The organism is Microbacterium sp. X-17, from assembly GCF_039615055.1.
Genome location: NZ_JBDHNI010000003.1, coordinates 661,982 through 673,996 on the forward strand (window position 1 = coordinate 661,982; position 12,015 = coordinate 673,996).

General features: G+C 63.5%; 9 protein-coding genes. 3 read left to right on the plus strand and 6 right to left on the minus strand.

Features of this window, described 5'->3' with window-relative positions:
* The first annotated feature begins 14 nt into the window (after positions 1-14).
* Together ABCS02_RS17445 and ABCS02_RS17450 are read left to right on the plus strand one after the other, a co-directional pair.
* A complete protein-coding gene (locus ABCS02_RS17445) occupies positions 15-1,442 on the plus strand; it encodes a GMC family oxidoreductase N-terminal domain-containing protein (RefSeq protein ID WP_345836934.1) in 1,428 nt (475 codons plus the stop codon).
* A gap of 68 nt (positions 1,443-1,510) precedes the next feature.
* Positions 1,511-1,708 carry a biotin/lipoyl-containing protein gene (locus tag ABCS02_RS17450; protein ID WP_345836935.1) on the plus strand — a complete coding sequence of 66 codons (198 nt, stop codon included), beginning with the start codon at positions 1,511-1,513 and terminating at the stop codon, positions 1,706-1,708.
* 73 nt (positions 1,709-1,781) lie between these two features.
* Here the strand turns inward: ABCS02_RS17450 and mftE are convergent, their stop codons facing one another.
* The 3 genes from mftE to mftD form a co-directional block, all read right to left on the minus strand.
* Positions 1,782-2,477 (minus strand): mycofactocin biosynthesis peptidyl-dipeptidase MftE, encoded by a 696-nt coding sequence (gene mftE / locus ABCS02_RS17455; RefSeq protein WP_345836936.1) that lies wholly within the window; start codon positions 2,475-2,477, stop codon positions 1,782-1,784.
* Between the two features lie 96 nt (positions 2,478-2,573).
* Entirely contained in the window at positions 2,574-5,414 is a 2,841-nt protein-coding gene (locus tag ABCS02_RS17460) for an FAD-linked oxidase C-terminal domain-containing protein (RefSeq protein ID WP_345837334.1), read from the minus strand.
* 120 nt (positions 5,415-5,534) lie between these two features.
* The gene (gene mftD, locus ABCS02_RS17465; RefSeq protein ID WP_345836937.1) at positions 5,535-6,776 is read right to left on the minus strand and encodes a pre-mycofactocin synthase MftD; all 1,242 of its coding nucleotides are present in this window, start codon (positions 6,774-6,776) and stop codon (positions 5,535-5,537) included.
* A 129-nt stretch (positions 6,777-6,905) separates the two neighbouring features.
* Here mftD and mftR point away from each other — a divergent pair, with 129 nt between their 5' ends.
* On the plus strand, positions 6,906-7,526 hold the full coding sequence (gene mftR, locus ABCS02_RS17470) for a mycofactocin system transcriptional regulator (RefSeq protein ID WP_345836938.1): 621 nt from the start codon (positions 6,906-6,908) through the stop codon (positions 7,524-7,526).
* Positions 7,527-8,357: 831 nt separating this feature from the next.
* On the opposite strand, the gene ABCS02_RS17475 is transcribed toward mftR, so the two are convergent.
* From ABCS02_RS17475 to ABCS02_RS17485, 3 genes are all read right to left on the minus strand, one after another.
* Positions 8,358-8,639, minus strand: a complete 282-nt coding sequence (locus ABCS02_RS17475; RefSeq protein WP_345836939.1) for a hypothetical protein — start codon at positions 8,637-8,639, stop codon at positions 8,358-8,360.
* Between the two features lie 748 nt (positions 8,640-9,387).
* Positions 9,388-9,549, minus strand: coding sequence for a hypothetical protein (locus tag ABCS02_RS17480; protein ID WP_345836940.1), 162 nt, complete (start codon positions 9,547-9,549; stop codon positions 9,388-9,390).
* Positions 9,550-10,430: 881 nt separating this feature from the next.
* On the minus strand, positions 10,431-11,978 hold the full coding sequence (locus tag ABCS02_RS17485; RefSeq protein WP_345836941.1) for a carboxylesterase family protein: 1,548 nt from the start codon (positions 11,976-11,978) through the stop codon (positions 10,431-10,433).
* Between the last annotated feature and the right edge of the window lie 37 nt (positions 11,979-12,015).

Sequence of the window (12,015 nt, forward strand, 5' to 3'; positions counted from 1 at the left end):
GAAAAGAGGACGGCGTGGAGAAGCCCCTAACAGCCGACGTGGTCATTGTCGGGGGCGGCACTGCGGGCAGCGTACTAGCCGCAAAGCTCAGTGCAGCGCCTGACCGGACCGTGGTGCTTCTGGAGGCCGGCCCGGTCGAATTGCCGCAGATGCAGACCCTTCTTCATGCGGAGACCATTCCCGGTGCACGCGGTGAATCGAGTTGGCGATTCGCGGGCTCACTTGCTGCTGGTCGAGAGTGGACACACGTGAGAGGCAAGGTCATCGGTGGATCCTCGACCACCAACGGTGGCTATTTCATCGCGGCTGGACCTCGCGATGTCAACGAATGGGCGACTGTGGGCGGCGGTCCATGGTCATGGGAGAATTTGCGTCCGCTTCAGATCGGCATCGAACGCGATCTCGACTATCCCCAATCCCCCGCGCATGGGCATGACGGACCAGTCACTATTGAGCGCGCCCGAGCCGACGATCCGAGCATCGAGGCATTCCACTCTGCTGCGGTGGCGATGGGACTAGAAGGCGACCTCGACAAGGGCGCAGATTGGTCCGACGGCTTCGGAGTCACCCCATCGAATCGACACGATGAGATCCGCAGCAATGCAGCGCTGGCGTACTTGCTCCCAGCAGCGAAGAAGTCCAACCTTCGGATCGTCGGCAACGCTGTTGTACTGCGGGTGGACATTAGCCGCGGACGCGCAACAGGGGTTCACGCACTCATCGATGGCGAGCTCACCCGCGTCGCAGCAGGCCAGGTCATCTTGGCGGCGGGCGCCCTGCGCTCCCCTGATCTACTCGGACTCTCAGGAGTTCGCCATCCCCGACTCGGTCGCGACCTGCACGATGAGCCGCAGCTTATTCTCGAGATCGATGGCTGGCCCGACAGCACCGAAAGGCGCACCTGGTTAGGCGGCGTCGTACACGCGACATTGGCGGACGGCGGGTCCGTCGAGATCTTGCAATCCCTCCGACCACTTCACTACATCATTGGGCAACCGCCGGAACCTTCGACTCCGGTCCCGCTCTTCGTGTCCGTGGACTCCGCCGCCGAACCGGGCCAGCTCACGCGGACTTCGGAGGACCCGATGCAGCTTCCGAGAGTCGAGTTCGACTATCTTGCAACCTCCGCAGCACGCACTCGACTGCGACACGCGGTACGCTTCGCTGCCGAGCTCGCTTGCGCCGGCGGCGGCACAGTCCTCCGCCTCGACACGACGACGTTGTCCGACGATTCCCAGCTGGACAGTTGGATCCGCGCGAATCTCGGCACTGCTTTTCATACAACGGGTGGTGCAGCGATCGGGGATGTGGTCGATGGGGCAGGCTACGTGCTGGATATTGAGAACCTGCGAGTGGCAGACCTGTCCATACTTCCAAGCAGTCCGCGTCGGGGACCCGCGGCGACCGCATTCCTGGTGGGCGAACTGCTCAGCCGATCCTGAGACTCATCGCGTTCGACCGCAATCCGTCGGAGTAGCATGCTACTCTGGGTGGCCGACGAACGAGGCGGATGATCAAGAAGCACTTGGTGAAGTTGCGTCCAGGTGTGTCGCTATACATCAGGCTGGAAGCCAGCCTCGTTGCGTCGATCGAAGCAATGAAGATGGAATCCTTAATTACCTCCCCGATTACCGGGCGCGTCGAACGGATCCTGCTGGATAGCACGCGCCAGGTCGAGAACGGCGATCTCCTCCTCACGATCGCCTGAAAGTGGGGGAGGCCAGCTGCGAACGGCGGGCCTCCCCCACGTTAGCTGGTGAACGCGGCGCATACTGAGCGACCTACTGCTGGTCGAGCAGCAAACCGTTCGCGTCAGGTGCCCACCTACGAAGTCGGCGCATCATCGCAGTGGTCATCGCGGCAAGAAGGTTCTCGCCCTCATCAGTCGACGCGTCTCGTGCGTCGCCGAGCACGCCGTTGGCGGAAACGCTGCCTACGCCCTGAGCGCGCAGTCGCGATAGGAGGGATTCAACCGGTTCTGTGACGCCGACCGGCCGTTCCGGGCCCACCGTCTCCGGACGCAGCTCAAGCATTAGCGAGGTCTCTGCGCGCCCCGCATGCAAGTCCATTCCGTCCACTGCGCACGGCGCCCACCCGACGTCGTGCTTCTCGTAGCGCACCTGGCGTACAGCTGAAACGAGCGCATCTACGTTCCCGCCATGGCCATTGATGAAAGCGATCCGCGACGCCCATCGTGCAGACCGAACAAGCTCGACCAGGATCGTCGCTAACGCCGTCGTGCCGATAGAGAGCGTCCCAGGGAACCCCGCGTGCTCTCCACTTGATCCGTATGCCAGCGCTGGCGCCACGACAGCCCCGAGGAAGTCACCGGCACGCCTTGTGACGGCTGTGGCGATGTCCACGTCAACGGTAAACGGAAGATGTGGGCCGTGCTGCTCCGTCGATCCGAGAGGAACCAGCAGCACAGGGTGCTGCGGGAGGTTGGTCCATGTGGTGTCAGCGAGTTGCGGTGACATACGCGGTCCGACCCTCCGCTAAGCCGGCGCAGCACACACTCTCGGACCGGTGCGCGCTAGATCCCCCGTTCGTCCTTGCACCTCTATCGGGCGCTCTCATCGTGTGGTGGCCCTTCCAGCAGATGCCATCGTTTCCGCGAGCAGCTCGGCGAGGTGCACACCCTTCGCGCCGGCGAGCTGATCCGCTTGGGTTCTGCAGGACAGGCCATCTGCGAGGAAGATGGTCCGTTCATCCGCTGCGCGGAGCGCAGGGAGCAACGAGTTCTCTGCAACTGCGACGGACATCTCGTAATGACCGCGCTCCATCCCAAAGTTGCCGGCAAGGCCGCAGCATCCAGCCAGCACAGTCGTCTTCGCGCCGAGGTCGATCAGCAGTTGTTGGTCTGTATTGAAACCCATCACGGAGTGATGGTGGCAGTGAGGCTGCACCACCAACGTGGTGCCGGACAGGTCCGGACGCGCCCAGGCAGGTCCAGGGCCGATCGGCTCAGGGGCCGTCAGGAGTTCGGCGAGAGTGAGCAGACCTCTCGCTACCTCCGCCGCACGCTGGTCGTCGGGAAGGAGCTCCACCAGATCTGACCGTACCGCGGCTGTGCAGGATGGCTCGAGCCCCAGGATCGGGATTCCCGCCGCGGCGTATCCGTTGAACTGGTCTACAAGGTCGCGCATCATCCGTCGCGCGCCGTTCAGCTGGCCCGTCGTGATCCAGGTCAAACCGCAGCAGACCGGCCTTTCGGGAACGATGACCTCGTAGCCGGCGGCCTCGAGGATGGCCACAGCGGAAGTGCCGATCGACGGCGAGAAATTGTCAGAGAAAGTGTCGGCCCACAGCACAACCCGCTTCGTACGCGCTCGCTCAGCAGGCCGCCGCTTCCACCATGACCTGAATGGGGTGTTGGCGAAGCGAGGGATCGAGCGGCGGGTGTCCATTCCGCCTGCGAAAAGCGTGAATTTCTCGACTGGGCGAATCGAGATGGCCGCGTTCGCCAATCCTCCAAAACGTGTAGCCAGTCGCGCCCAGCGCGGCATCCAGCCCAGAGTGTAGTGCGAGATCGGCCGCACACGCCTTTCGTAGGTTCGATGCAGTACCTCGGACTTGTAAGCGGCCATGTCGACACCGGCGGGGCAGTCGCTCGAGCATGCCTTGCACGACAGGCAGAGGTCGAGCGCCTCGTGCACCTCCGGGGAGCGCCAACCTTCGTCGATCAGCGATCCGTTCATCATCTCCTGGAGTACGCGTGAACGTCCGCGGGTGGAGTCCTTCTCATCCCCGGTTGCCTGGAACGAGGGACACATGAAGCCGCCTGCAGCAGTGTTGTCGGCGCGGCATTTCCCGACTCCGACGCAACGATGCACTGCGCGAGTGAGGTTGCCGTCGTCGTGGGAGAACGCCAGACCGTTCACTTTGCTGATGGTCAGCGCATGCGGTCGCCGCAGGTTGGCGTCGATCGGAGCGGGGCGGACAATCACTCCCGGATTCATGATGTCGGCCGGGTCCAGGAGGTCTTTGAATGCGGAGAAGACACCGAGCATGCGCTCGGAGTACATGTACTTCAGGAGTTCTCCGCGCGCTCGCCCATCGCCGTGCTCGCCTGCAAGCGAGCCGCCATGGCGAGCGATGAGTTTCGCGGCGTCGGTCATGAAGGACCGCAGCACACCGTCGCGCTCCAATGGAATGTCGAGGCGTACGTGTACGCAGCCGTCACCGAAATGGCCGTACGGCATGCCTTCGATGCCGTACGAATCTGTCAGCCGCTCGAATTCACGAAGATAGGCGCCCAGGTGCTCCGGCGGGACAGCCGCGTCCTCGATACCGGGCCAAGCCTGGCGACCCGACTGGGTGCGGCCGGCGAGGCCGGCCCCGTCCTCACGGATGCGCCAGATCGCACGAGCCTCCGGTCCGGCCGGGAGGACACGAACCGAGGACGTACCTGCAGCCGACGCAAGTTTGCGGGCTCGGTCGAGAGCATCGCCGGGCTCGCGGTCGGCCAGTTCGACAAGAAGCCAGCCCGAGCCCGCAGGCAGCACTGGGATGCTCGAGGCCCCGCCGCGTGACTGCAACGCATCGACTATGCGCGCGTCCAGACCCTCGATCGCCATTGCACCGAACTGGATCAGCGCCGGCACTGCGTCCGCCGCAGACGGCATGTCAGGATAGCCGAGCACCACGAGAACCGGTTCCCTCGGGATCTCCACTAGACGAACGGTCGCCCCCAGAACTGAAACAACCGTCCCCTCTGTGCCCACCATCGCCCGGGTAAGGTTCCTGCCGTGTTCGGGGAGAAGGTGCTCGAGTGAATATCCGGAAATCTGCCGTCCGAACCGTCCCAGTTCCGTACGGAAGATGTCCAGATTCGCTGTGACCAGGTCTTCCAGACCATCGAGCGCGTCCATACCCGTTGAGGTGTCGAACCGACGTCCGATTCCATCGATCACATCGAGATCCAGGATGTTATCGGCGGTGCGGCCGAACGCGAGAGCTCGAGGACCGCACGCGTTGTTTCCGATCATCCCGCCGATCGTGCAACGCTTCCAAGTGGATGGGTCGGGGCCGAAGCGAAGGCCATGAGGCGCCGCGAGGTCCTGGAGGGTCCCGAGGATCGCACCAGGCTCGACGACAGCCGTTCGCGCATCGGGGTCGATTTTCAGGACTCTGTTGAGATGACGGGAGGTTTCCACCACAAGTCCCGCACCGACTGCGTTTCCTGCGACCGAGGTTCCGCCGCCGCGCATGGTTACCGGCGTGCCACTCTCGCGGGCCACGGCAAGCGCAGCGAGCGTCTCATCGGTCGATCGGGGAAAGACCACTACTTCAGGAACGACCCGATAATTGGAGGCGTCGCTGGAATACTCGGCGCGCCGCCGGGCGGACCGATCGACTTCGGCAATTCCCTGCCTTCGCAGTTCTGCCTCAAGCTCGGTTGCAAGCGAATTCATGCGTCCTCGCGAATTCTTCGATAGCTGCTCCACCGCGAAAGACACAAGTAGCATGCTACCGCGTCGGCGAAGAATGCCTTAGCGAAACAGCTTCATCGGCGGATGGTGATCCCAGGGTTGTCAGCGTGTCGTGGTTACGTATTCGGCACGACTCTCCGCCGACGGTGCGAGGGCGGCATCATCCGCGCCCAGGCGGCGGGCAAAGCCAGCCGGGATATAGAAGTCAGCCGGAGAGAGTTCCTCGATCGAGGAATGACCAAGTCCGAGCAGAGCGGACTTCAACCCCATCCCCAAGAGGTCCAGCACGTTCTCCACCCCGGTTTGTCCATTCGCGGCCAGCCCCCACAGATACGCCCGACCGATCATCACAGCCCTAGCGCCCAGGGCCAAGGCCTTGGCCACGTCACCCCCACGGCGGATCCCGCCATCCAGGAGCACCTCAAGCTGGTCGCCAACCGCCTCTGCGACCGCTGGCAAGCAACGGATTGACGCCGGGGTGGTGTCCAGATTGTTGCCACCGTGGTTCGAAACCGAGATGGCATCCACTCCCACATCCACCGCCCGCCGAGCGTCATCGACCCGAGTGATGCCCTTCAGCATCACCGGCCCACCCCACTCCTTCTTGATCCAAGCGATATCCGCCCACTGCGCAGGCGGAGTATTCATCCACTCGTAATAAGCGCCGAAAAATGTCGGCGCCACACCCGTCTGCGGATCCCGCAGATTCGGCGCCGTCAAATCGGGCAGACCACCGCCAGTCAGCCACTGACGCGCCCACGGAAGATGCGTCAGCCCCTCCCACTTCATCCCCCAGACCGCTTTCAAGTCCATCTTCTCCGGAATCTGCGGGCTCCCCCAGTCGCGACCGATCGAGAACGACCAGTCTGTCGTCACGATCAACGCCTTCGCCCCCGCCTTCCGCGCCCGATCCATGCGCTGCACCAACTGCTCTCGGCTACCGGTCCAGTACATCTGGAAGAACGTGTTCTTGTTCGCTGCTGCGACCTCCTCAACCGGCTTCGACGCGAAGGAGGACAAACCCATGATCGTCCCCCGGTTCGCCGCCGCACGGGCGACCGCGACCTCGCCCTCCGGGCGAATCGCCTGCACGCCTGTCGGTGAAATCATTACCGGCATCGACACCGGGATCCCGAGGATCGTCGTTCCCATCTTGATTTCCGACGAGTGCCCAACAACATGTGGGGCGAACTCCAACTCGGCGAACGCGTCCTCATTGTCCTGCGGCGTTCGCCCCCGCTCCGAACCAGCCACTAATGCTGCATATACCGACGGCGGCAAGAATGTCCTAGCGCGCCGCTGCGCCTCAAGAACGGTCTCGAACCAAGGATTCTGCTTAGCCACGCTAACTCCCTCGTCTGTGGTGACCCATATTCTAGTGGCACCCGGTGCCAAAGCGTCAAGTGAAACTTGAATCGGTCACCCACGCCTCCTTGGCTCGGCAGCCAGCGTGAACAACGAGAGAATGTGAGAATGAGCGATACCGGACCCAAACCCGCGCCACCTTCCAAGCGCCCTAGGCGGAATGGTCGCGCGAAGGTAACAAGCCGTGCGGAGCTCAGCCGGGTCGGACTCGAGCTGTTCATCGAGCGGGGCTTTGACGAGGTGACGATTCCGGACATCGCTGCCGCGGCAGGCATTGGCCGGCGCACATTCTTCAGGTACTTCCCCTCAAAGAACGACCTGCCGTGGGGTGACTTCGATCTCCTGGTCAAGGAAATGGGTCAACATCTCGCCACCGTTCCCGATGACGAGCCCCTCATCGACGCAATCAGCGCCGCCGTGATCACCTTCAACACGTTCCCCGACGACGAGCTGCCCTTCCACCGCGATCGGATGAACCTGCTCTTCACCGTGCCGATGCTCACGGCGCACAGTGCACTTCGCTATCAGGCCTGGCGAGACGTGATCGCCGAATTCGCCGCAAAGCGACTGGACCACCCGGCGTCCTCAATCGTCCCCCAGACCATCGGCTGGGCGTTCCTCGCCGCGTCCCTGGTCGGGTACGAACAGTGGCTGAAGGATCCTGGCAGTTCACTTACCGACACCCTCATCTCAGCCCATCGCGTTCTGAGACAGCTCGGACAGTACTGACCACCGTTTCGCTCTGGCACCCAGTGCCATAGAGTAGTAAGAACTTGCTAGCCAACGATGACGGAGGACGCCGCAATGACGAGCACGCAGTTGCCCGACGGCGCGGTAATCCGTCTCAACCGGCACACCCGCACATGGCAAGAAGGAACGGTGCTCGTTGGCGGGTCGCCCACCCGGGTGCTACGCCTGTCGCCCACGGCCGCCAACTGCCTCGCGGGACGCGAGGTGACCGTCTCGGACTCCACATCGCGGCTACTCGCCGAACGACTACTCTCTACTGGGCTTGGCGACCCAGTGGCAGCCTCGCTCCCACCAATTCCGCGAAGCCAGCTCACCGCCGTGATTCCCGTCAAGGACCGGCAGCAAGCCCTTGATCGGCTACTCTCCAGCCTCCCGGCAGGCCTCGCAGCGACGATCGTCGTCGACGATGGATCCGATGACGCCCCAGCGGTGGCGCGTATTGTCGCGGCTCACCGGGCGCGGCTTATCGCCCTTCAGCAAAACCAGGGGGTCGCTGTGGCAAGAAACGCGGGGCTTGCGGCAGTGGAGACACCATACGTGGCATTCATCGACTCCGACGTGGTGGTGCAGCCGGGGTGCCTGGAAACCCTGCTTCGACACTTCGTCGACCCCAATCTGGCCATTGTCGCACCCCGAGTTCTGGGCCTGGAACGAGATGGCCCCAGTTGGATCACGAGCTACGAGAACGCCCGGTCCTCGCTCGACCTCGGGCCAGATGCCGGACGCGTCCGACCGCGCAGCCCGCTCACCTGGATCTCAAGTACGTGCATGGTCGCCCGCGTCGACAATCTGGGGGCGGGCTTCGATGGGTCAATGGAATTCGGCGAGGATGTGGACCTCGTCTGGCGATTGGTGCGCGAGGGACGGATTGTGCGGTTCGACCCTTCCGTGGCAGTGCTTCACGAACATCGCACGACCGTTCATGCGTGGCTTCGTCGCAAATTCCTCTACGGTACCGGGGCCCAACCGCTCGCCGAACGTCATCCCCGAAACATTTCCCCGGTTGTTCTTCCCCCCCTGGGGCGCTGTCGTGCTCAGCCTCCTGCTGATCCAGCGGCGATGGTCAATCGTCGCCGCGGTCGCCGTCGTCATCGGAGTCGGCTTCCGTATCCGGCAACGAATAGATTTCGTCGAGAAGCCAACTGCCATCGCCGCTCAGCTAACGGCACATGGACTCGTCGCCACGCTGTCCCAGGGAATGGCGCTGCTGGTGCGGCACTGGTGGCCCGCCACCATCATCGCGAGCGTGATCTCGAGGCGGGCGCGCCGCGCGGCTGCGGCAGCCGCAGCGTTGGACGCGGCGTTGGAATTCATCCGGCTCCGGCCAACGCTAGACCCAGTGCGCTTCGGCGTAGCGCGACGACTCGACGACATCAGTTACGGAGCCGGTGTCTGGATGAGCGCGTGGCGGGGACATTCCGTGCGAGCCTTGATACCCGCCATTACGCGAACGTCCCGAAGGGGGCGCTGACGCAGGCAAAGACAGCGGTAAGTGATTGGTCGCTGCGTCATTCGTTCATGGGTCTTGAAGTTCAGTCTTCCCGGGGCGCGATGCCCTTCAGCGCAGGTGTCTCCGCGATCGCCGTGCCTTTGACACACGGCCTTGCGATAAAAGGGCCTAGAAGACTAAGCACCTGCGCAAAGCCGATCGCGATCGCGACGGGCCAAGTTGCACCGACAGTGGCGGCCGCCAGCGCAGTGCCCATCCATGGCGCTGTTGCTGATCTCAAGATGCCCCGAGAACCGCGGAATCCCGCGGCTTCTCGATGACGTGACCCCGCTTTCGGCTACTGCAGTTGTGAGGCTCTTGTGGGGGCTCTGCTGCCCTCCACGACGCGACTCACCATTCCAGCCCGACTGAACGCGCCTCCCACACCAGCTCCTGGACCATCGCCGGCGGCAGGAGGCCACACGCCAACTCCACCACCATCTGCAACGGGCAGTCGAGCACCGGTTCGAGCAATTGCTCGTGCACCGCAACCTCTGAGAGCGCTCGTCGCATCAGCGACCCGCCCCGTCAATCGGACAGCCACTCTCTCATAGTGCTCGCTGAGTCGACGGCTTGGGAGTAATCATGAGTCGTCCCGGCTACCGCGTCAATTGCCCCGCGAGCACGAAGTCGCGGTATATCTTTGTCCGCATCAGGCCGGAGTTGAGCATCACTCCGGCGACGAGTTCGTCCCAGCCGCCGGTCAAGGTCAGGCGGGAGGCGACCTCGCAGGTGGTGGCGGCGTGCTCCGTCTCGATCGCGACGACCTCACGCGCGCAGGGTGCGCGTGCTCGGCAGCGGAAACGGTAGCCGTGGCCCGAGAAAGCCGTCTCCTAGAGCCTGTCCACTTGCGCGGACGTCGAGGCGCATCCGCGGCAGCGCCCGCGGGCTCGACCAACCAAATGGTGGCTCCCCCGGCGAGATAGCGATCACCGCCGAGCCTCGTCGAAGAGCCGGCGGCGCTCGCGTTGGAGAGACCGTCGGGAACGGACTCGGAAGTAGCAACGCGATGCTGTCTGCTCGAGGTCATGGCGCTGTCGACCAAGGCGTCAGCCCGCTCGGCCCACGATGGGACGCCAGCTTTACAACTCGGGCGGCCAATCGTTAGGCCTCGTCATCTCGAACAACGGGACAACCCGAGTCCATGTCCTCAACCAGCAGCGGCGTATTCGGACCAAGAAGAATCCGGGGAACCCCCACATGCCCACCCGCGGCACGAGCGACAAGATCGACAACGGCAGTCTCCCCAGCCTGTGCTACCGCACGGCTGGAAGCAAGCGCCGCCTCGGCCGTGTCATCGCCGGCACAAGGGGCGGTGAGACCGGCTGACTGCAATCACTTAGGTTTCGCGAGGCATGGAGCGATCGCTCTCCGGCACGCAGCCCGGCAGCCCCTTACCAGCCGGGGCGGATGTGGCGAATCGCCGAATCTCGGTCCTGGTCAGGATGCTGCACGATTACACTGCCACCTGTCTGAAAGATCATGGTCGACTTCGACTTGCCGTACTGCGGCCAACTCAGTCGATCTGTCGAGGGATCACCACTGCGCGCGAAGGCTCCCCATGCCGCCATCATCTCGTCACGGAGCAAGTACCTTTGCTCGCCCGGGTCCGCTGCTGCCCGCGAAGCGTCTGTGTCGACACCGTCCCATGCGGTCGGGTAGGCGAGGTTCCCGAAGACGAACGGCAGCTCACTTGCGTGAAGCGCCCACAGACTTCCGAATGCGGGTGTGCGCCATCGGAACTCGTACACGTAGGTGGGGTTGGGACCGCCGGACGCTTGGCGGAGGTCCAGGAGATGGAGTAATGAACGTCGCATCCAGATGTCAGAGGTCAGTTCCCAGGCCAATTCCTCGTCCGCGCTGTGCTCTGTGAGGCACCGGTAGCGCGCGATCAGATCTGCGATCTCTGCGTCCGTCAACGAGGCGCTACCGAAGAAGTCCCGAACTTCGTCAGCGACCGAGCGACCTAGTTTGCATGCTTCGGGGATGAATCCACGGCTTTCGTCGCGTGTCATTCCGATCATCATCGGAAGCCCGACAGCTCCCAGAGGCTGGCTCTCGGACCACGGCTGCCGCGACATGAGCGTCTCGTCGATCACGGGCTGAAACGCGAGCACCCCAAGGTCGTTCTCCACGGCTTGAGTTGCGCGCTTGAGCGACTCCACGTCGGCCGCTTGGAGCTCTTCGACACTGTCGACTCCTAGCACCTTCAGGAACCTCTGCGCCACTTCGGTGGCCTCCTGCCGCTCGAGCAGACACGTCTGAGACCCGCTTTGGATGATTACCCGATGAAAGAGTCCTGCTGCGGCCTCCGTGTTGAGGAGAGCGCCGATCTTCGCGCCGCCGCCGGACTCGCCGAAGAGGGTGATGTTGGCCGAGTCCCCACCGAATGAGCTGATGTTGTCGCGGACCCAGCCAAGGGCGGCGATCAGATCGCGCTGACCGAGATTTCCGTGCCCGGCGAGCTCAGGAAAGATGTCACCGAACCAGAGGTATCCGAAGGCGTTAAGCCGGTGATTGATCGAGACGACGACGACGTCCTGAGAACGTGCCAATTTCTGTCCATCGTAGATTGGGGCGCCCGCCGACCCGTACTGATAAGCACCGCCGTGGATCCAGACGAGGACCGGTCGCTTTGCCCCCGCGGCACTGTTCGGCGTCCAGACGTTGAGGAAGAGGCAGTCCTCCGATTCTTTGCCTGGGTCGAGCCATGCGGGGTAGTCCGGGTTGGTTTGAACACTCGGATGCCCGAGCCGTGTGGCTGCCCGCGGCGTCTCCCAGGGGCGAGGCGCTTGCGGTCGCCGGAATCGGTTCGCGCCAATCGGCGGTTCGGCGTAGGGCACACCGAGGAAGTGATCGACATCGTCCACCCGAAACCCCACGATGATGCCGGTCTCGGTGGAAACGGCCGGCTCCGTCCGAGTTTGCGTGTTGTCCGTCACAAGCCGTCTCCGTTGATCTCGAGGCGCATGGATACGG

What these genes read in the sequence shown, in the direction of transcription:
- ABCS02_RS17480 (WP_345836940.1), bottom strand. Translation starts at nt 9,549, where the DNA reads ATGCGACGAGCGCTCTCAGAGGTTGCGGTGCACGAGCAATTGCTCGAA.
- mftR (WP_345836938.1), top strand. Translation starts at nt 6,906, where the DNA reads ATGAGCGATACCGGACCCAAACCCGCGCCACCTTCCAAGCGCCCTAGG.
- mftE (WP_345836936.1), bottom strand. Translation starts at nt 2,477, where the DNA reads ATGTCACCGCAACTCGCTGACACCACATGGACCAACCTCCCGCAGCAC.
- ABCS02_RS17450 (WP_345836935.1), top strand. Translation starts at nt 1,511, where the DNA reads ATGATCAAGAAGCACTTGGTGAAGTTGCGTCCAGGTGTGTCGCTATAC.
- ABCS02_RS17475 (WP_345836939.1), bottom strand. Translation starts at nt 8,639, where the DNA reads ATGACGACGGCGACCGCGGCGACGATTGACCATCGCCGCTGGATCAGC.
- ABCS02_RS17460 (WP_345837334.1), bottom strand. Translation starts at nt 5,414, where the DNA reads ATGAATTCGCTTGCAACCGAGCTTGAGGCAGAACTGCGAAGGCAGGGA.